The organism is Halorussus amylolyticus, from assembly GCF_004143485.2.
Classification (GTDB): domain Archaea; phylum Halobacteriota; class Halobacteria; order Halobacteriales; family Haladaptataceae; genus Halorussus; species Halorussus amylolyticus.
The window spans coordinates 679,974-697,456 of sequence record NZ_ML974130.1; the positions used below are offsets into that span (position 1 = coordinate 679,974).

Consider the following 17,483-nt stretch of genomic DNA (forward strand, 5'->3'; position numbering starts at 1 on the left):
CCCGGCTTCACCCCCGGGTGGCGGGGGGGGGGGGCCGCCCGCGGGGGCGGCGCGCCCCCCCCCCCGCCTGCTCTCGCACGGTACTTTGTCCCAGTCGTCGGTCGCCAGTTTTCAGTCGTCGGTCGTCGGCCCGGAGGCCGACGAATCGAGACTGCCGGTGTCGAAGCCGCCCCAGTCGAACTTCCGCTGGAAGTACAGCGCGACGTTGACGAGCGCGAGCAACACCGGAACTTCGATGAGCGGGCCGACGACCGTGGTGAACGCCACGCCCGACCCGACGCCGAACACCGCGACCGCGACCGCGATTGCGAGTTCGAAGTTGTTGCTCGCCGCGGTGAAGCCGATGGCGGTCGTCGTCGAATAGTCCGCGCCGATGCCCCGGCCCATCCCGAAGCTTACGAGGAACATCACGACGAAGTAGATGGTCAGCGGGATGGCGATGAGCACCACGTCACCGGGCGCGGCGACGATGTTCTCGCCCTGCGTGGCGAACATCACGACGACCGTGAACAGCAGTGCGACCAGCGTCAGGGGGTCGATTTTCGGGACGAGCGTCTCGTCGTACCACTCCTCGCCCTTCGCGCGCGTGCCGACGTACCGGGTGAGGAACCCGGCCGCGAACGGGATGCCGAGGAAGACGACGATGGCCTCGAACACCTGCACCGGAGTCACGTCGAAAGTGGTGATTCCGGCGACGAGCGCCTCCATCCCCAACAGCGGGGGCAGGACAAGCGCGAAGAACCAGACGTACACCCCGTAGGTGATGATTTGAAAGAGGCTGTTGAACGCGACTAGTCCGGTGACGTACTCGGTCGAACCCTCCGCGAGTTCGTTCCAGACGAGGACCATCGCGATACACCGGGCCATCCCGATGAAGACGAGTCCGAGGAAGAACTCGGGACGGGCCGGGAGTCCGGGGACGAGACCGCTGAAGAAGAACACCGCCAGCCCGAACATCAGCGTCGGGCCGATGAGCCAGTTCTGGACGAGGCTCAGGCCGAGGACCCGCCAGTTTCGGAACACGGTCGGGAGCCGCGAGTAGTCGGCCTTCGCCAGCGGCGGGTACATCATGAGGATGAGGCCGATTTCCACGAGATGGAGATTCTGAATCGGCTGGGTCACCGACGGCGCGACGAAGCCGAGACCCACGCCGACCGCCATCGCGCCGAAAATCCAGACGGTGAGGTACTTATTGAGGAAGTCCATCGAGCGCGGGTCGCCACAGCTCTCACAGCCGCAGTCCGGACCGTGGTCGTGGGCGGCGTCACTCATCGCTCCCTCCATCGTCGCTCTCTCCGTCGTCGTTCCCTCGGTCGTCGCTCTCTCGGCTGACGCTCACGCTCCCGTCGAGGACCGTGACGAGCGCGACAGCGCGGTTGGTCGCGCGGTACTTCTTCCAGCGGCCGTCTTTCCGACCGGAGACGAGACCCGAATCCACGAGCGCCGAGAGCGCGTGACTGAGACCGCTCTCGGTCACATCCACGACCGCGTTGAGTTCGCAGACGCAGAGTTCCTCGCCCGCGGCCACGAGGACCCGGACGAGCGTGTAGCGCGTCTCGTTGGCGAGCGCCGAGAGCACGTCGAGTTCGGCGGCGACCCGGTCCGCGCCGACCGCGGCTTCGAGCGTCCCGAGTTCGTCGAGGCGGCGTTCGACATCTTCGTTTCGACACTCGCCGAGTTCGTCGGCGAGGTATCGCTCCAGTCGCTCGGTTGCGTGTGCCATCGAAAGTGAGTTGAATAGATGCTCAATTAATGCTTCCGATGTGAGCGCGGATATCGCGGAAATATCTCCGTAAGCGAGAAAAAGGAGCCACCTCGTCGGGAAAGTCGAGGTCTGTAGTTGTGGATTCTCTAAACCAATCTCGGAAATAATAGTCGGGCGTTCCGAACCTCCCGGCTCGCTGGCGCTCTCCGGTCGGTGTCACCGAGCGATAGCCACCGAAGCGCCCCTACGAGTAATCCATGATTATGCATATTTTTTGATTTTCGAGACCAAATATGCGCTCGAACGCGAAACTATTATCTGATAACCCTCGCTTTGTCGGGGGTATAGGATGGCAACCGACACAGACGGCGAGATAGACCTCGAATACGAACTCGACGACCGACCGCCGTGGCCGAAGTCGCTCCTGCTGGGGCTACAGCACGTCGCGGTCATGATAGTTCCGGCGACCGCTGTCGCGTTCATCGTCGCGGGCGCGGTCGGCCTGAGCGCGGGCGACACCGCCTACATCGTCCAGATGGTCCTGCTGTTCTCGGGACTCGCGACGGTTCTGCAGGCGTACACCGTCGGCCCGGTCGGCGCGAAACTCCCCATCGTGATGGGGACGAGCTTCACGTTCGTCGGCGCGGCGTCGAGCATCGGCGTCGATTACGGCTTGGGAGCGGTCTTCGGCGCGATTCTCGTCACCGGCTTCGCGGTCGAGGGACTCATCGGCTGGCAGTTCAAGCGCATCAAGCCCTTTTTCCCGCCGCTCGTGACCGGACTCGTGGTAATCATCATCGGTCTCTACCTCGTCCCGGTCGCGATGGACTACGCGGCTGGCGGCGTGGGTGCGGCCGACTACGGTGCGACCCACAACGTCGGTCTCGCCGCGCTCGTCCTGTTCGTCGCGGTCGCGCTGAATCTGTTCACCGACGGCGTGACCCGGCTTCTCAGCACGCTCGTCGGTCTCGCGGTCGGCTACGTCGTCGCGCTCCCGCTCGGTCTCGTGGACTTCTCGCCGGTCGCGGACGCGGCGTGGTTCGCGGTTCCGCGACCCGGCGCGTTCGGGTTCTCGTTCGAACCCGTCCCAATCGTGACCTTCGCGTTCCTGTTTCTCGTCTCGGCGATGGAGACGGTCGGTGACATGTCGGGCATCACCGCCGCGGAGGGCCGCAACCCCGACAGCGAGGAACTTCGCGGCGGCCTCTTTACGGACGGACTCCTGAGTTCGCTCGGCTCGGTGTTCGCGGCGTTCCCGGTCACGTCGTTTTCGCAGAACGCGGGCATCGTGAACTTCACGGGCGTGATGAGCCGCCACGTCGTCGGCGTCGCGGGTGGCATCCTCGCGCTCCTCGGTCTCAGCCCGAAGGTGGGCGCGGCGGTCGCCACCATTCCGAGCGCCGTCTTCGGCGGTGCAGTCCTGCTGATGGCGGGGATGGTGGCCGCGAGCGGCGCGCGCCTCATCTTCCTCCACGTGGACCTCGACCGCCGGAACATGGTCATCGTCGCCGTCTCGCTCGGACTGGGTCTCGGCATCGCGACCCGCCCCGACGCGATTCAGGGGCTTCCGAGCGCCGCCCAGACCTTCTTCGGTCAGCCGGTCGTCCTGACCGCCCTGACCGCGCTCGTCCTCAACACCCTGACCCCCGGCGAGCAGAGTCCGCTGTTCGACGCGCCGCCCGAGACGCCCGTCGATGCGGGCGAGGCTCCGGTCTCGACGGACGACTGAGGAGGACAGCATCGCGGCGACTGCCCGACTCGTCGGGCAGTCGCCGCGAGGCGGTCAGTCAGCGCAGAATCGGTCAGTCACCCCAAAAAGTTGCGGACCCACGACGAGAGCCGGTAGAGCAGTGTCCCGTTCTCGTACTGTCGCCACCCCCACATTCCCCCGGCGAGCGTGGCCGCTTCGCGGCCCCGCTCGCTCAGATAGCTCGTCGCCTTCCGCGCGACGACGCCTTTCTTGCAGACGGTGACGACTTCCGCGCCGGTCGGAATCTCGTCCAGATGCGCTTCGAGAGCCTCGGTGTCGCCCTTCGCGAGGTCGCGGTACACCGGGGCGTTTTGGCTCCCGTCGATGTGCCCGGCCTGGTAGTCCTCTCGCGGCCGAACGTCGAGAATCACGAGGTCGTCGCCGCGCGACCGCCGCTCGTCGAGTTCCTCGGGGCGTATCTTGCTCACGAGTCACGATTCCGAACCGGAACGATATATCGGTGGCGCTCCGGGCGGCGACCCATCGGTGACTCCGGTCGAAGACACCGGCCTACGCCACCACTCGAACCGACTCGGCCGCGTTCGTTTCACTCGCGTTCGACTCAGATTCTTCGACCACGTACCGTTGGCCCACCATCGGGTCGAGCAGGCTATCGACCGGCGCGTGGTCGTCGCGGAGGACCGGCACGTCGTCGGTCTCGGGCGGCGACTGGTAGTTCGCGACCGCGTCGCTCAGATTGACGGCGGTGTCGCGCTCGCGGTTGCGCTCCCGGAAGTCGGATTCGGAGAGTCGCGTCTCGTCTTTCGTCGCCATCATCTCGACGTTCTGGACGACGCTCCCGCCCGCTGTCGGAAAGCTGTACACCTGTGGGAAGACGCGGCTCATCGTCTTGTACTCGGCACGGTAGAACTTCGAGGCGGGACCGCTCGGGGCCGAGATGACGTTCGCAAAGAGGACGCCCTCCTCGGAGAGTCGGTCGTTCGCCAACTCCATGAACTCGACCGTGGTGAGTTCGAACGGCACCTTGTCCTTCTTGTAGGCGTCGAGGACGATGAGGTCGTAGGTCTCGTTGGCGTCCCGGAGGAACTGGCGGCCGCCCTCGTTGTAAATATTCAGCTTCTCGGACTCCTCGACGCCGAAGTAGCGCTCGGCGGTGTCGATGACCTCGGGGTCGATTTCGGCCACGTCCACGGTCACGTCGTACTCCTCGGCGAAGTGCTTCGGACCGGTGAAGCCGCCGCCGCCGATGAACAGCACCCGGTCGATGTCGTCGGTGGCGAGGTGGGGCAAGTGGAAGTACCGGGTGTACTCGAAGACGTTGCGGTCGGGGTCGTTCAGGTCCATCGCGCTGTGTCGCTGGCCGTCGAGATACAGCGTCCGAGTGTCGCCGAGGTCGGCGACTTCGAGTTCCTGATACGGCGTCTGGGTCTGGTAGACGGTCTCGCCTCGGACCGAGTAGCCGAACGAGGGCGTGGCCGTCGCGGCGACGAGCAGGAGTGCGACCGCGAGGATGGCGAATCCCGACCGGCGCGAAATCGCGGGGAGTCGAAGCCCCAGCGCGGTCGCGACCAGAAGGAGGCCGAAGATGAGCGCGATGCGTTCGACGCTCAGCGCCGGGATGAGAAAGTACGTCGTGCCGAACGCGCCCACGATGCTCCCGATGGTGCCGAGCGCGTAGACGTGACCCGACGCCTCGCCGATGCCTTCCTTCGCCGAGAGTTCGGCGGCGTAGGGGCTGATGAACCCGAGGAGGTACGTCGGCGGCCCGAACAGCAGCGTGATGGCCGGAAGCGACGCGAACCGGGCGGGGAGCGGGAAGCCCGACGCCCCGGCGAGAAGCATGTCGCCCGCGAAGATGAGGACCGCGACGTACGCCGCGGTGCCGAGAAACAGCCGGGACATCTTGGCGTTGGTCGCGCTGAACGCCGCACGCTTGCCCCCGTGGTGGTAGCCCAAACTCAGCGCCGCGAGGAAGACGCCGATGATGCTCCCCCAGGTGTAGATGCTGCTGCCGAACTGGGGAGCCACGATTCGCCCCGCGAGGATTTCGAGGCCCATGCTCGCGACCCCCGAGACGAACACCGCGACCTCGGGCTTCGACGTTCGGTATCCGAACAGGTCCATTGGTGTGGCGTAGGGCCAGTGGCTCATTAAGCGTTGGCTCCTCACGGGACGTGTTTTTCGGAAGTGATTCGGTGGGACAGCTCGCCGGGAAACGGTCGGTGACACAAACCACGGAAAACGGCCGGTGACACACTCAACGTCGGGTGGGACTGAAAGGGGCGGCCCGGTCGCGGGCCGCAGGCCCGTGGTCGTCTCCGCGGGCCAGTATTTCCGCGCGAGCGGTGCGGAGAGCGCGGAAATATCCCGCGGAGCGACCGCGACCGGGCCGGGGCTTTCTGGCTGTTCTTTGCAGTCGATTTTGTGGCTCAGACTGATGTGACCGGGGCTTTCTGGCTGTTCTTTGCAGTCGATTTTGTGGCTCAGACTGATGTGACCGGGGCTTTCTGGCTGTTCTTTGCTATCGTAACTGCGATTCCGAATCGCCTCCTTCACCTAGACATCACGAGCGCCCGAAAGCCACGAACCGCTGGAGACCCAAACAGTCAACGATGGCACACGGCGCTCGCTCGGCCTGAGCGTGTCTTCGATGAGAGTGTGAAGGTGTTCGTCGGCCATCGTCACATCGTTTCTTTCAACCAAATGTAACGGTATGGCTCTTCATCCCGAGGGTCTGCCGTCGATGAAAGAACTGGAGTTCACCACTGGCCTCCACCGGGCGACCATCCGCCAGCACGTAGAGACGCTCGCCGACGCGGAAATCGTCGAAGTCGTCGAGTTCCCTCCGGGCGAACGGACCAAGGGTCAACCGAGTAAATTCTACGGAATCACCGAAACCGCCCGCGACGTGTTCGACCGGAACAACGTCTTCGTGAGAGAACACTGGCAGGAGGTCTACGCGCGAGTGGACAAGCAGGACGAAATCGAGCGCGCACAGGCGGCACGTCGCCCCGACCGATACCCCGCCTCGTCGAGAGGCGAGTGATTTTGTCTTTCGCTAAACACTGTTAATACGGATTCAGGACAGTTTCAAACGGAGTTCCGATGCCTTCCGGCTCTGAGTAGCGAGATGAAGGAGTACAGCACGAATGAGATGGATATAAAGACGAAGTAGAATGCCGCATTATCGTCCTCGAAAAGGGGTGCCGCCATAATCGCGAACGGTATCGAGACGATTGCGGATTGAATCGACTGTATATAATACGCATCGAGCGAAGTACGTCCATCTGTCATGATGGGGAGTTACAGTGAATGAACCTGAAATTTCTGATAGGAATATGACTACAGCGAATCCGAGGGTCTGTGCGTGAGTCTTTGAGGAGGGCAATCGCTCCGGAGATTGGACGGAGGGTCGAGCCGAGGTTTAAATAACTTCGCGCACGACTACGACGTATGTCGGCAGAGATTTCGGACCGAGTGCGAGAAATTGCCCAAGCGCGCGACGTCCCCGAATCGAAGGTCTTCGAGCAGGCGCTCGAACGGGGACTGGAAACGCTCTGGGAGGATATCGTTCTCTCCCAGTACTTCGAAGGAACACTCGACCGCGAGCAGGCGGTCGAGCAGGTCGGCCGGTCGAAGGTCGAGCGTGCGGAGCGTGAGCGTGAGGTCGTGGAGCAGGATGTCGATTGGGGTCTCAATGCGTGAGTCTCGTCGCAGTTGCTGACGCGGGGCCAATAATTCACTTAGCGGAAATCGAGTCGCTCGCGCTTCTCGCAGAGGTCGACCAACTGTACCTTCCGGAGGTCGTCTACGACGAACTCGAAGTTGGTGGCCTTCCTGACGGTCTCGACAGTATCGAGTACGAACTCGTCACTACAACAATGACGTGCATCGAGGACGAGGAGTTAGACCCCGGTGAAGCGTCGGCGCTCGCCGTTTCGAAAGAGCGCGACGCAGTACTGCTCACTGATGATTTAGCCGCCCGAGAAGTCGCCGCCCAGACGGGAGTCGAAGTTCACGGCTCAATCGGCGTTATAGCACTCGGCCACTCTCGCGGGCGACTCGACCGCGACGAGGCAGCCTCGCTCATGCGGACGCTCCAGCGTGAGACTAGCCTCTTCGTGACCGACGCGGTCGTCAGGCGCGGCATCGAACTACTCGACGAGCGCGGTCGTACCACGTGAACCAACAACATTCCTCACAGTCCGTCGAGCGCCATCGCGACCCCGACGAATCCCGAAGCGAGGCCGAACAGCATGATGGGAACGCCGAGCGAGAACAGGCCGCCGTCGTAGTCTCCGGTCGCGTTGCTGAGGGTCAGAAAGCCCCCGAAGACGACGATGGCGATTGCGAACCGCTGAACCGAGTCGGCGAGCATACTTCGTGAGAGCTTCCTGAGGTGTCAAAAACATTTCGTCGTGGCGTCGGGGCGGCCGGGCGCTCGGTCATCCTGCTCAGGCGTCGATTCGGTCGGTGGTCTCGCCGCGCGGGCGGCCGTAGCGCGCGGCGAGTTCGTCGAGTTCGGCCGCGTAGCGCGCATCGAGGCGGTCGATTTCGTGGCGTCCGTCGTCGGTCAAAATCCAGTCGGTCACGCGGGCGTCGTCGGAGGTCCGGGCGTAGTTGGTCACGTCGTCGGGGTCGCCCCGAAGCGTCCCGAGGTCGAAGCGGTCGCTCGTGCGCTCGGACTCCGTGAGGTCCTCGACGCGCTGGACGAGATTCTTCTCGCGTAACTGCGTGAGCGCCCGCCGAATCGTGGACTTTCGGACGGTGCCGGTCGTCGCAGTTTTCGGGCCGACGTTGGCGTAGTCGCCGCGCTCGATGACCGACGCGATGGCGTCGAGTACGTCGCCGACCGTCGCGGGCGCGTACGACTCGTCGCTCCCGTCGGCCACGTCGCTTCTATCGGCCATGCAGTGGAGAATCGTGCGCTCGATGTAGCCGTTGGTCTTCGGGTCCGCGTCGGCGGGTCGTTCGTCGATGTCGTCACAGTCACGGATTTGCGTGTCTTCTGCCATACCAGATGTTTCGGAGTTCCGTGACATAAAGATTGGGGAATGACACGCTTCTAATCGGCGGCGAATCACCGCGATTCGGTCACTCGAATCGAGCCGTCGCTCCGGACGACGACTCTGTACCCGTCGTAGTGGAACGACACGACGCCGAGTTCCTCGCGGTCGGTGTTGGGGGCGGTGGAACCGAAGAAGGTGTCTTCGAGGGCTTCGGCGTCGATGGTGTCGTAGAGCGGCGGCATTGTCCCGTCGAGCGGGTCTACGCCCTTGGCGTCGGCGATGGCGAAGACGACGACGGTGGCGAGTTCGCGGTCGCTCTCGGGGTCGTAGCGTGCTTGCTCGACCTGCCGCCGGTCGGCGGAATCCGACGACTCGCCGGTCATCGAACCGCTCCCGTTCGCGGGCGCGGTTCTCGGTCGGTGGTGGTGGCGCTGGCGGTGGGGGCGCTGATGCAGTCGTCCGGGCCGTCAAGGGCGGGAGGGCGGTCACTCATCGGTCGGACGTTGGCGCTCGACCGCGATATATGTTGTCGATATTTCATTAATTTGAGTGGCGGAAATATGGTCGCTCGCTCGCAACCGCGCCGACGGTCGCGCCCGAGTGCGGGACTACTCGGGCGCGACACCGCGAGCAGTCACTCGTCGTCGCGATTGTCGTCGTAGGGCAGTTCGTCGGTGGGGTGCCACGAGGGCGTTCGGTCGTCGTTGTCCGCCCACGCCTCGGTGTCCGCACAGAGGCGCGCGAGGTACTCCTCGGTGGCGTACTGGAGGTCGAACACGGCCTGTCGCATGCGCTCGACCTGTTCGGCGTCGAGGTCGTGGCCCCAGTAGAGGCTGTCGGCGACCTCCTCGGTCGTGCGCTGGGTGTCGTCGGCGAGTCGGCTGAGCGACTGCCAGAGCGTTTGGCGAACGATGCGTTCCCAATCGGTCCGGTCGGTACCTGTCATGGGTGGCTCCCGGAAGCCTCCCGGCCCGGCCCTCGGTACCGACCGGGTTTTCGTCGTCGGACCGAAGCGCGAGAGGGACTTCCGTACTCACCTGTAGTTTGCATGCCAACTTTAATCATACTAAACGCAAATATATTCAGAGACGTTTGCTAACTTTCTCCGTTGCATCGGAGGGGTTATCCGGTTCTTTCCCCGCTTTCCGGCCATGCGCCAGCGTGCAGAGTGGATGAAACCGGCGGACGACGCTATCTTGGAGTACACTCGCGACGCCGGTGAGGTTCCACCTGCGGTCATTGCACGCAATATCGACATGCATCGAAATTACGCGGGCCAGCGATGTCTAGAGTTAGCGAAATACGGATTGCTGGAAAAACACGAAGGTGGCTACTATCGGCTGAGTGACCTCGGACGAGAGTATCTGGACGAGGAACTGGACGCTGACGATTTGGAACCCGACGATTCCTGACCGCGCAGAGCTGATTTTCACCCCGGCGCGCGCTGGCGTGGCCTCGTGCCACGCCATCGTCCGTGCGAGGGATGAGCATCGCAGGCCGAAGGCCGAGAAGCGCAATCGGTTGGGGAGGGTGTGGCTTGCGGTGGCGGTGCGGTGCGGTCTCATATGTACCGGGAGTAGCTAGCTTCTCGCTGTCAGAACAGTTATTCTCGATTTCTACGAAAACTCCGCCGTGACGTTTTAGAAAGCCCCCGCGCGCTCGCGGTCGCTCCTCGACATATCGCGGGCCTCTCCGCACTGCCCGGCCCGCGATAGGGGCCGAGGAGACGACCAAGACAAGCGCGAGCGCGCGGCCCCTTTCAGTCCCACCCTGTGGATTGGTCGGGCGAGCGTTTTCGTGGGATGGTCAGCCGAGTGTCAGTCTTCAGTTTCGATTCCGAACTGCACTCGCCTCGACTTACGGCATGTAGCGAACGCTCACTACGCCTTCGCCCGACTCCCCTTCGCCCGTCCGGACTTCCACCCGCGAAACGCCGAGTCGCGCCGCCCGCGAGAGGGTCCCCTCGTCGTCGAGCACGTCCGAAACCGCGTCGTCGGTGTCCTCGGGCGGCACCGTCAGGACGTGAATCTCGCCCGTCCCGGCGCGCTCGGTTCGCCTGACTTCGCCCACCTCCTGCTCGGCCGCCATCTCGCGCTCGTGAACCGTCGGCGGTTCGTCGCTCTCCTCGGTCGAGAGGCTCCGGCGTTCCTCGACCTCGACCACCGACCACGTCAGATTCATCGGCGGGTCGGGCGCGACCGTCGCCTCGACCGCGTCGGTCTCGGAGACGCCGGGATTCGACGAGAGGGTGTGGACCTGCCCGCTCTGTACGTCCTTCAGGACTGCCGAGTCCTCGTCGGCGTTCGTGACGAGGAACGTGCTCGTCTTCTCGGTCTCCTCGGGGTCTGAGTCTGCGTCGAAATCGGTTTCGGGAATCTCGTCGGTCATGGACCGGTGTAGGTGTGCGCGACTTTTCCCGATTGCGTTTGGGATTGGCGGGTGCGAGGTTGTGAGTTCGGTGTCGTCGATGCGAACGGCAAATCGAAAGCAGAGAACAGCCAGAAAGCCCCGGCCCGGTCGCTACGCACTCCAGAAAATCTAGGAATCAACAACAGCCAGAAAGCCCCGGCCCGGTCGCGGTCGCTCAGCGACATATCTGCGCTCTCAGCACCGTCCGCGCAGATAGGGGTCGCTGAGACGACCAAGACGAGCGCGACCGGGCGGCCCCTTTCAGTCCCACCCACCGCGGTTGACCAACCGAGCGTTCGCTTCCAAGCACGTCTAACGCGCGCCAAGATATAACAATCCACAGTACATTCCCGAAGGTACGCGGAGTTGGACGACTCCGTACTGGTGAGAACCGAATAAGCACTACGGCGCTCAGTCGTCGGCCGGAGCGCCCGCACGCGGGCGACCGGTCGCGCCGCCCGTCGCGGTGGCGGTGTGGTACGCCATCAGGAGCATCGCCGCGATGAGGCACAGTCCCCAGAGGAACGCGGTCGGGTGGAGAAAGGCGAGTCCGAATCCGGCGGCGAGCCACACCGTCACCGGGAGACACCACTGGCCGACGACGTACAGGCCCGTCACCGCCGAGCGCATCCGCCCCGCCACGCCGAGTGCGTCCACCGCGAATCCCATCACGATTGCGAGGATGGACAGCACGCCGAGATGGGCGTGCCCGCCGACCATCCACGCTGGCGCGGCCCCCTGCGACGCGACGAGCATGTTCTGATACAGTCCGACGAGCATCATCACCGTCAAGCCGAGGAATCCCGAAGTCTTGAGGATTCGTGTCATGTGAGAGAGTAACTGACGACAAAATTATTTAATAATTCCGGTATAACTTCACCGACCCGACCCCACCGTTTGACAATCGCCGCGACCCCACACCGAGGTATGCACCTTCACTGGCACCGCCGAGACCTCCGGGTCGCCGACAACCGGGCGCTGGCCGAAGCGACGTCCGACGACCCGGCGCTCCCCGTCTTCGTCTTCGACGGCGAGGTTCTCGACCACGCCTCGCCGCCCCGAACCGCGGCCCTCCTCGCGGCGCTCGACTCGCTCAGCGAGTCGTACCGCGAATGCGGGAGCGATTTGGTCGTCGCGCACGGCGACCCCCGCGAGGAACTCCCCCGACTCGCCGAGGAATGCGGCGCGGACGGCGTTCGCTGGAACCGCGACTACTCGGGTCTCGCACGCGAGCGCGACCGCGAGACCCGGCAGGCGCTCGACGACGCCGGACTCTCGGTGACCGACTTTCAGGACGAACTCCTCCACGAACCGGGGTCGATTCTGACCAACGCGGGCGACCACTACTCGGTGTTCACCTACTTCGGGAAGAAGTGGCTCGACCGCGAGAAGGACGCACCGTTCGACGCGCCCGACTCGGAGACAGTCGCCGACGCTGACGCTCTCCCTGATTTCGCCACCGAACCCCTCCCCTCGCTCGCGGACCTCGGATTCGACGCGCCCGAGGCCGCGGTGCCCGAGATGGGCACCGCGGCCGCCCGCGAGCGACTCGCCGGATTCTGCGAAGACGCCGTCTTTCGGTACGACGAGGACCGCGATTTCCCCGCCAGAGAGGGAACCTCGCGGCTCTCGGTCCATCTCAAGTTCGGGACGGTCGGGATTCGAGAGGTCTGGACCGCGATTCGAGACGCCGAAAAGAGGGCCGAAACCGACGCCGAGCGCGAGGCGGTCGAGTCCTACCAGCGCCAGCTCGCGTGGCGGGAGTTCTACGCCCACGTCCTCGACGCGCGCCCGGACGTGACGGTGAACAATTACAAGGACTACGACGAGCCAATCGAGTGGCGCGACGACCCCGACGGCCTGCAAGCGTGGAAGGACGGCCTGACTGGCTACCCAATCGTGGACGCCGGGATGCGCCAACTCCGCGCGGAGGCGTGGATGCACAACCGCGTCCGGATGATAGTCGCCTCGTTCCTCGCGAAAGACCTCCTGCTCGACTGGCGCGAGGGGTACGCGTGGTTCCGCGAGAAACTGGCGGACCACGACACCGCCAACGACACCGGCGGGTGGCAGTGGGCCGCCTCGACCGGTACCGACGCCCAACCCTACTTTCGCGTCTTCAATCCGACGACGCAGGGCGAACGCTACGACCCCGACGCCGAGTACATTCGAGAGTTCATCCCCGAACTCCGGGACGTGCCTCCGGAAAAAATCCACGATTGGCCCGACCTCGACCCCGCCGAGCGCGACGACCTCGCGCCGGACTACCCCGCGCCAATCGTGGACCACGGCGAGCGCCGCGAGGCGGCGATAGCGATGTTCGAGCGAGCGCGCGGCGGCGACTGAAGTCGCCGCCGCGCTCACTCGACCTCTACGAGGTGTCCGAGTTCTCTTTTCGGAGTCGCGCTTCGACCACATCGCACACCGCGGCCGCCCGACGCTGCTCCTGAGTCTCGGCGTCGAAGACGGCCCGTCTCACCGCCCTCCGGCGGTCGGCGTCGGGGTCCGAGTCGGGGGCTTCGACCGCGTCGAGCGCCCGCCCGAGCGCGTCGAGGAGTTCCGGGAAGTCGCTGGCGACCGGACCCGCCACGACCTCGTCGTAGTCGAAGTAGAAGCCCCGGTCGGCGGTGTACGATTCCCGGTCGAAGGGGTAGAACGCCACCGGACGGTCGAGGAGGAGGTAGTCGAAGTACACCGACGAGTAATCGGTGAGCAGTGCGTCGGTCTCTCGGAGAAGCGGGTACACGTCGGTTTTCTCGGAAAGGTGGACGATACGCGAGAGGTCCGGGGGGAGGTCGAGGCGCTCTTTCGGGTGGGTTTTGACCACGAGGTAGGCGTCTCGGTCGGCGAAGAGGTCGTCGAGCGCCCGGGCGTCCAGATTCTCGGCGACGGTCTCCTCGCCCTCCCGATAGGTCGGCAGGTAGCAGACGACGGGATGGCGCTCCGCGAGGTCCCGAACGCGCGCGAGCGCCGCCGAGTCGGTGCCGACCTCCTCGCCCCGAATCGGGCCGAACAGCGCGTCGTTCCGGGGGTAGCCCGTGGCGACCATCCGGTCGCGGGGGATTCGAAGCCCCGACTCGAACGGGTCGGCCACGCCCCCGCCGGGAATCGTGAGCAGGTCGAACTCCCTGGCTATGTAGGCGCGAGCGGCCTGAATCGGGGCGGGGTCGCGCACGAATTCGGCGTCCCACGAGATGCGCTTGAGAGGAACTCCGTGCCAGAGCATTACCGTGAATGCGCCCGCACAGCACGGCATGAGGAGGTCGCGGTGGCCCTGCGTGAGGAAGACGACGCCCGCCCGGAGGTTCGCGAGCAGACCCCGGAGCGAGTGGCAGTGGTACGCCTCGTAGCCGTGGTCCTGCAGGTCGGCGACGACTTCTCGATTCTTCGAGAGCCAGACCGCCCGAACGTCGGGGTGTTCGGCCGCGACGTGGAGGTAGAGGTACTTCGAGTTGTCGGCGAACGCCTCGCCGCCGCGCGCGCCGAACGCCCACAGCGAGTCGTCGCGGGTCCGAAATCGCGAGAGCGCCTTCAGGACGGCGTAGAGCGCGGTTTGTAGGAGAAACGACGCCGCGCCAGCGAGCGCGAGCGTTCGCGCGCGAACGCTCGCGCTCGTCGTTTTCTGACTCACGTTCGATTCCCCCTCGTCTGTTCACCGTCCGCAGTCCCCCGTCTCGTCTCGAAAATCGCCAGCAGTTCCAACCCCATCTACCCATCTCACGACGCGAACCGTCAAAAAGCCCGACGGCGGTTCGTGGTATCACTACCCACGGCAAATCGGGGCGTGGGACGCTCTCACGCCCGCTTTCGGCTTTAGCAGGTGTTTTAGTTGGCCGACGCCACCCACGGTGTAATGAGCTACAAAATCGGTCTCGTCGGCAAGCCCTCGGTGGGCAAATCGACGTTCTTCAACGCGGCAACGATGAACGACGTACCCGAGGGCGCGTACCCCTTCACGACAATCGACCCCTCGGTCGGCGAAGCCTACGTCCGGGTCGAGTGCGCCGCCCCGGAGTTCGACGAGGAGTGCACCCCGAACGTCGGCTTCTGCGAGGACGGCACCCGATTCGTCCCCGCGAAACTGGTGGACGTGGCGGGTCTCGTCCCCGGCGCACACGAGGGGAGAGGGCTGGGAAATCAGTTCCTCACCGACCTCAACGAGGCCGACGTGCTGGTCCACGTCGTGGACTTCTCAGGCACGACCGACCTCGAAGGCGAACCCGTCGAGGACCACGACCCCCGCGAGGACGTGGAGTTCCTAGAAGAGGAACTCGACATGTGGTACCTCGAAGTGCTCGAAAAGGGCATCACGCGCTACGAATCGGGCTACGACGGCGAAGACGACGAGATTGAAATCGAACTCGCCGAACAGATGAGCGCGTTCCGAATCAACAAGGACGAAATCAAGCGCGAAATCCTCTCGCTCGACCTCGAACTCGACCCCGAGACGTGGGACGACGCCGACCGCGAGGACCTCGCCCGCGAGATTCGGAAGGTGACCAAGCCGATGGTAATCGCCGCGAACAAGATGGACACGCCCGAAGCGCAGGCCAACTTCGAGGAGATAACGAGCGACCCCGACTACGACCACCTCACGTTCGTCCCGGTCAGCGCCCACGCCGAGAAGGCGCTCAAGAACGCCGACGAACAGGGCGCGGTCGAGTACCGACCCGGCGACTCCGACTTCGAAATCGTGGGCGAGGTCGCCGACGAACAGCGCGCCGGACTCGAAGCCATCGAATCGTTCGTGGCCGAGTACGACGGCACCGGCGTTCAGCGCGCGCTCGAAACCGCGCTGTTCGACGAACTCGGCATGGTGCCCATCTTCCCCGGCGGCGCGAACGGACTCGGCAACGAACGCGGCGAGGTCCTGCCCGACTGCTTCCTCCTGCCCGAGGGTTCGACCGCCGAGGACTTCGCGTACCACATCCACTCCGATTTGGGCGAGGGCTTCCTTCACGGCATCGACTGCCGAACCAACCGGCAGGTCGGCGCGAACACCGAACTCGACGGTCGGGACGTAATTGACATAGTCTCCACGAACTGAGATTTAAGAGTCGGGAACGCCTCTTTGCGGGTATGGACGTAGACCCGCGGTGTCCCGATTGTGGCGTGACGATGGAGCGAACCAAGATTCAGACCGGCGACGGATTCGGTCTCAGCGTCAAGACCGGCGAGAAAGCTGGCGGTCTGCTCGGGTCGCTGGGGGTGAACAAGTCGCTCGACGTGTCGCCCCGGATGTGCCCAGAATGTGGACTCGTCCGCCTCTACGCCGAGGAGTGACGCCGGAGCGCACATTACCGACTAACCGACATGTTTTTCGCGCAGCGGCGACCACAGACCGTATGGCCGACGACGCGCGGTGTCCCGACTGCGGGGTGACGCTGGCGGAAGCCGACCTGTTCACCGGGCAGGGCGACCTGAAGGTCCGAACCGAAACCGACGAGGACGGCGTGCTCGCCGCGGTCGGGGTGGCGAAGGCGTTGGAAGTGTCGCCCCGGCGGTGTCCCGACTGCGGACTGGTGCGATTCTACGCCGAGGAGTGAGATTCGAACGACGACCCGGCGCTCAGTCCCGGTCGTCGTCCCCTCCGGGAAGCCGACGGACCGCCTTCTCCCACCTGTCTTTGGCCGCCTGTCCGGGGTCCGCGAACGGGTCGTACGTGATGTCCTCGGCCGTCCCGAGGTGGGTTCGACCGTCGCCGTCGGTGGTCGTCCGCCACACGCCGACGGCCGTCGCGGTCACCAACGACGCGAACAAGAACGCCAACAGGACGCTGGCGAAGTCATCGAAGGGGAGCGCCACGAAGAGCAGGACCAGCAGAAGCGCGACCAGTTGGAACGCGTAGAGGAGGCGACCGAGCCAGTCGCCCGGAAGCCCGATACTTCGTCCCATCTCTCGTCCGGGTACTCGAACCACGGGCTACTAATCGTTTTTCCCGCGACACCTGCACGATTCGGCGAAACACGCCAGGGTTCGAATCGCGACTACGCCGACGCGACTCGCATCGCGACCGCGACGGTCGCGGCCGCGAGGAGTCCCCACAGGAGAAGTCCGCCGACCCCCACCATCGCCGAGAGCGCGCCGACCGCCGCGAACGCCGCGAGCGCGCCGAAAGCCTTGCGCGCCGCGGACTTCGCGTCGTCGGACAGCACCCGGTCGATTCCCGACCGCCTGTCCGGCCCGAAGACGTAGCCGTATCGCTCGCGGCGCGCTCGGTCCCTCGTCTCGGGGTCGTCACGCTCGCGAACGTAGTCGAACTCGCTGGCCGCACACTCCGGGCAGTACGCCAGCGCGACCGCCGACTCGGTGCCGGTCGCCCGATGGACCGTATCGACTCCGACCACGACCGCCTCCTCAATGGGGACGTAGCCGTCACGTCGCGGGCAGTAGCCGGGGTAGCGTTCGCACGTCACCACCTCGACCCGCTCGGTGGCCGGGAGACCGAGCGTCTCGGTCTCGACGGGAGTCCCGTCGGTGCCGAGTTCGACCGGGCGTTCGACGTCAACGGTCGTATCGCGACGTATCGTTTCCGTCTCGAAGCGTTCCTGAGTCATGGGTTGTGAGCGCCGCCACTCTCGTTTCAATGTATATCGCCTATTTCCTTAGCAGTTGGGACCGGTGGAGGAGTTCAGATGGGTCGCGCTCG

General features: G+C 64.7%; 22 protein-coding genes. 9 read left to right on the forward strand and 13 right to left on the reverse strand.

The genetic code is table 11. From position 1 onward, the window contains the following. Nucleotides 1-111: 111 nt before the first annotated feature. Nucleotides 112-1,272: an ACR3 family arsenite efflux transporter gene (arsB, locus tag EKH81_RS03350; protein ID WP_162224367.1), complete on the reverse strand. Its 1,161-nt coding sequence runs from the start codon at nucleotides 1,270-1,272 to the stop codon at nucleotides 112-114. Then, on the reverse strand, nucleotides 1,265-1,723 hold the full coding sequence (locus EKH81_RS03355; RefSeq protein ID WP_162224368.1) for an ArsR/SmtB family transcription factor: 459 nt from the start codon (nucleotides 1,721-1,723) through the stop codon (nucleotides 1,265-1,267). The genes arsB and EKH81_RS03355 overlap by 8 nt, the downstream gene beginning before the upstream one ends. Before the next feature lie 331 nt (nucleotides 1,724-2,054). Here EKH81_RS03355 and EKH81_RS03360 point away from each other — a divergent pair, with 331 nt between their 5' ends. Further along, nucleotides 2,055-3,434 carry a uracil-xanthine permease family protein gene (locus EKH81_RS03360; RefSeq protein ID WP_162224369.1) on the forward strand — a complete coding sequence of 460 codons (1,380 nt, stop codon included), beginning with the start codon at nucleotides 2,055-2,057 and terminating at the stop codon, nucleotides 3,432-3,434. 77 nt (nucleotides 3,435-3,511) lie between these two features. Here EKH81_RS03360 and EKH81_RS03365 read toward each other — a convergent pair whose 3' ends face one another. Then, nucleotides 3,512-3,883 (reverse strand): rhodanese-like domain-containing protein, encoded by a 372-nt coding sequence (locus EKH81_RS03365; protein ID WP_162224370.1) that lies wholly within the window; start codon nucleotides 3,881-3,883, stop codon nucleotides 3,512-3,514. Between the two features lie 82 nt (nucleotides 3,884-3,965). Next, on the reverse strand, nucleotides 3,966-5,540 hold the full coding sequence (locus tag EKH81_RS03370) for a spermidine synthase (protein WP_162224371.1): 1,575 nt from the start codon (nucleotides 5,538-5,540) through the stop codon (nucleotides 3,966-3,968). 589 nt (nucleotides 5,541-6,129) lie between these two features. Here EKH81_RS03370 and EKH81_RS03375 point away from each other — a divergent pair. The 3 genes from EKH81_RS03375 (at nucleotide 6,130) to EKH81_RS03385 (ending at nucleotide 7,600) form a co-directional block, all read left to right on the forward strand. Then, nucleotides 6,130-6,462, forward strand: a complete 333-nt coding sequence (locus EKH81_RS03375) for a helix-turn-helix domain-containing protein (RefSeq protein WP_162224372.1) — start codon at nucleotides 6,130-6,132, stop codon at nucleotides 6,460-6,462. A 407-nt stretch (nucleotides 6,463-6,869) separates the two neighbouring features. Next, the gene (locus EKH81_RS03380; RefSeq protein WP_162224373.1) at nucleotides 6,870-7,121 is read left to right on the forward strand and encodes a hypothetical protein; all 252 of its coding nucleotides are present in this window, start codon (nucleotides 6,870-6,872) and stop codon (nucleotides 7,119-7,121) included. Next, nucleotides 7,118-7,600 (forward strand): PIN domain-containing protein, encoded by a 483-nt coding sequence (locus EKH81_RS03385; protein WP_162224374.1) that lies wholly within the window; start codon nucleotides 7,118-7,120, stop codon nucleotides 7,598-7,600. Before EKH81_RS03380 ends, EKH81_RS03385 begins: the two co-directional genes overlap by 4 nt. 14 nt (nucleotides 7,601-7,614) lie before the next feature. Here the strand turns inward: EKH81_RS03385 and EKH81_RS03390 are convergent, their stop codons facing one another. The 4 genes from EKH81_RS03390 to EKH81_RS03405 all read right to left on the reverse strand — a co-directional run bounded on the left by EKH81_RS03390 (nucleotide 7,615) and on the right by EKH81_RS03405 (nucleotide 9,371). Continuing rightward, nucleotides 7,615-7,794 (reverse strand): hypothetical protein, encoded by a 180-nt coding sequence (locus EKH81_RS03390; protein WP_162224375.1) that lies wholly within the window; start codon nucleotides 7,792-7,794, stop codon nucleotides 7,615-7,617. A 76-nt stretch (nucleotides 7,795-7,870) separates the two neighbouring features. Then, on the reverse strand, nucleotides 7,871-8,431 hold the full coding sequence (locus tag EKH81_RS03395; RefSeq protein WP_162224376.1) for a hypothetical protein: 561 nt from the start codon (nucleotides 8,429-8,431) through the stop codon (nucleotides 7,871-7,873). A gap of 65 nt (nucleotides 8,432-8,496) precedes the next feature. Further along, the gene (locus tag EKH81_RS03400; protein ID WP_162224377.1) at nucleotides 8,497-8,808 is read right to left on the reverse strand and encodes a HalOD1 output domain-containing protein; all 312 of its coding nucleotides are present in this window, start codon (nucleotides 8,806-8,808) and stop codon (nucleotides 8,497-8,499) included. A gap of 251 nt (nucleotides 8,809-9,059) precedes the next feature. Then, the gene (locus EKH81_RS03405; RefSeq protein ID WP_162224378.1) at nucleotides 9,060-9,371 is read right to left on the reverse strand and encodes a type 2 periplasmic-binding domain-containing protein; all 312 of its coding nucleotides are present in this window, start codon (nucleotides 9,369-9,371) and stop codon (nucleotides 9,060-9,062) included. A gap of 205 nt (nucleotides 9,372-9,576) precedes the next feature. Between EKH81_RS03405 and EKH81_RS03410 the strand changes: the two genes are divergently transcribed. Further along, entirely contained in the window at nucleotides 9,577-9,837 is a 261-nt protein-coding gene (locus EKH81_RS03410) for a hypothetical protein (RefSeq protein ID WP_162224379.1), read from the forward strand. Nucleotides 9,838-10,282: 445 nt separating this feature from the next. Here the strand turns inward: EKH81_RS03410 and EKH81_RS03415 are convergent, their stop codons facing one another. Then, a complete protein-coding gene (locus EKH81_RS03415) occupies nucleotides 10,283-10,813 on the reverse strand; it encodes a DUF5812 family protein (protein WP_162224380.1) in 531 nt (176 codons plus the stop codon). A gap of 432 nt (nucleotides 10,814-11,245) precedes the next feature. Then, nucleotides 11,246-11,662 (reverse strand): DUF8059 family membrane protein, encoded by a 417-nt coding sequence (locus tag EKH81_RS03420; protein WP_162224381.1) that lies wholly within the window; start codon nucleotides 11,660-11,662, stop codon nucleotides 11,246-11,248. A 99-nt stretch (nucleotides 11,663-11,761) separates the two neighbouring features. Between EKH81_RS03420 and EKH81_RS03425 the strand changes: the two genes are divergently transcribed. Beyond that, a complete protein-coding gene (locus EKH81_RS03425) occupies nucleotides 11,762-13,180 on the forward strand; it encodes a cryptochrome/photolyase family protein (protein ID WP_162224382.1) in 1,419 nt (472 codons plus the stop codon). 25 nt (nucleotides 13,181-13,205) lie between these two features. Here the strand turns inward: EKH81_RS03425 and EKH81_RS03430 are convergent, their stop codons facing one another. After that, nucleotides 13,206-14,465, reverse strand: a complete 1,260-nt coding sequence (locus EKH81_RS03430) for a CDP-glycerol glycerophosphotransferase family protein (protein WP_162224383.1) — start codon at nucleotides 14,463-14,465, stop codon at nucleotides 13,206-13,208. A gap of 222 nt (nucleotides 14,466-14,687) precedes the next feature. Between EKH81_RS03430 and EKH81_RS03435 the strand changes: the two genes are divergently transcribed. The 3 genes from EKH81_RS03435 to EKH81_RS03445 all read left to right on the forward strand — a co-directional run bounded on the left by EKH81_RS03435 (nucleotide 14,688) and on the right by EKH81_RS03445 (nucleotide 16,380). Then, on the forward strand, nucleotides 14,688-15,881 hold the full coding sequence (locus EKH81_RS03435) for a redox-regulated ATPase YchF (RefSeq protein WP_162224384.1): 1,194 nt from the start codon (nucleotides 14,688-14,690) through the stop codon (nucleotides 15,879-15,881). 32 nt (nucleotides 15,882-15,913) lie between these two features. Continuing rightward, a complete protein-coding gene (locus EKH81_RS03440) occupies nucleotides 15,914-16,117 on the forward strand; it encodes a hypothetical protein (RefSeq protein WP_162224385.1) in 204 nt (67 codons plus the stop codon). Nucleotides 16,118-16,179: 62 nt separating this feature from the next. Continuing rightward, complete coding sequence (locus EKH81_RS03445) at nucleotides 16,180-16,380, forward strand: hypothetical protein (protein ID WP_162224386.1); 201 nt, start codon at nucleotides 16,180-16,182, stop codon at nucleotides 16,378-16,380. 22 nt (nucleotides 16,381-16,402) lie between these two features. On the opposite strand, the gene EKH81_RS03450 is transcribed toward EKH81_RS03445, so the two are convergent. Together EKH81_RS03450 and EKH81_RS03455 are read right to left on the reverse strand one after the other, a co-directional pair. Continuing rightward, nucleotides 16,403-16,729 carry a DUF8000 family membrane protein gene (locus EKH81_RS03450; protein WP_162224387.1) on the reverse strand — a complete coding sequence of 109 codons (327 nt, stop codon included), beginning with the start codon at nucleotides 16,727-16,729 and terminating at the stop codon, nucleotides 16,403-16,405. Between the two features lie 92 nt (nucleotides 16,730-16,821). Continuing rightward, a complete protein-coding gene (locus tag EKH81_RS03455) occupies nucleotides 16,822-17,391 on the reverse strand; it encodes a hypothetical protein (RefSeq protein WP_162224388.1) in 570 nt (189 codons plus the stop codon). Nucleotides 17,392-17,483 lie beyond the last annotated feature (92 nt).

Excerpts from the sequence above, each read along its gene's own strand:
- arsB (WP_162224367.1), bottom strand. The coding sequence starts at position 1,272 with ATGAGTGACGCCGCCCACGACCACGGTCCGGACTGCGGCTGTGAGAGC.
- EKH81_RS03355 (WP_162224368.1), bottom strand. The coding sequence starts at position 1,723 with ATGGCACACGCAACCGAGCGACTGGAGCGATACCTCGCCGACGAACTC.
- EKH81_RS03360 (WP_162224369.1), top strand. The coding sequence starts at position 2,055 with ATGGCAACCGACACAGACGGCGAGATAGACCTCGAATACGAACTCGAC.
- EKH81_RS03370 (WP_162224371.1), bottom strand. The coding sequence starts at position 5,540 with ATGGACCTGTTCGGATACCGAACGTCGAAGCCCGAGGTCGCGGTGTTC.
- EKH81_RS03375 (WP_162224372.1), top strand. The coding sequence starts at position 6,130 with ATGGCTCTTCATCCCGAGGGTCTGCCGTCGATGAAAGAACTGGAGTTC.
- EKH81_RS03380 (WP_162224373.1), top strand. The coding sequence starts at position 6,870 with ATGTCGGCAGAGATTTCGGACCGAGTGCGAGAAATTGCCCAAGCGCGC.
- EKH81_RS03390 (WP_162224375.1), bottom strand. The coding sequence starts at position 7,794 with ATGCTCGCCGACTCGGTTCAGCGGTTCGCAATCGCCATCGTCGTCTTC.
- EKH81_RS03395 (WP_162224376.1), bottom strand. The coding sequence starts at position 8,431 with ATGGCAGAAGACACGCAAATCCGTGACTGTGACGACATCGACGAACGA.
- EKH81_RS03400 (WP_162224377.1), bottom strand. The coding sequence starts at position 8,808 with ATGACCGGCGAGTCGTCGGATTCCGCCGACCGGCGGCAGGTCGAGCAA.
- EKH81_RS03405 (WP_162224378.1), bottom strand. The coding sequence starts at position 9,371 with ATGACAGGTACCGACCGGACCGATTGGGAACGCATCGTTCGCCAAACG.
- EKH81_RS03410 (WP_162224379.1), top strand. The coding sequence starts at position 9,577 with ATGCGCCAGCGTGCAGAGTGGATGAAACCGGCGGACGACGCTATCTTG.
- EKH81_RS03415 (WP_162224380.1), bottom strand. The coding sequence starts at position 10,813 with ATGACCGACGAGATTCCCGAAACCGATTTCGACGCAGACTCAGACCCC.
- EKH81_RS03420 (WP_162224381.1), bottom strand. The coding sequence starts at position 11,662 with ATGACACGAATCCTCAAGACTTCGGGATTCCTCGGCTTGACGGTGATG.
- EKH81_RS03425 (WP_162224382.1), top strand. The coding sequence starts at position 11,762 with ATGCACCTTCACTGGCACCGCCGAGACCTCCGGGTCGCCGACAACCGG.
- EKH81_RS03435 (WP_162224384.1), top strand. The coding sequence starts at position 14,688 with ATGAGCTACAAAATCGGTCTCGTCGGCAAGCCCTCGGTGGGCAAATCG.
- EKH81_RS03440 (WP_162224385.1), top strand. The coding sequence starts at position 15,914 with ATGGACGTAGACCCGCGGTGTCCCGATTGTGGCGTGACGATGGAGCGA.
- EKH81_RS03445 (WP_162224386.1), top strand. The coding sequence starts at position 16,180 with ATGGCCGACGACGCGCGGTGTCCCGACTGCGGGGTGACGCTGGCGGAA.
- EKH81_RS03450 (WP_162224387.1), bottom strand. The coding sequence starts at position 16,729 with ATGGGACGAAGTATCGGGCTTCCGGGCGACTGGCTCGGTCGCCTCCTC.
- EKH81_RS03455 (WP_162224388.1), bottom strand. The coding sequence starts at position 17,391 with ATGACTCAGGAACGCTTCGAGACGGAAACGATACGTCGCGATACGACC.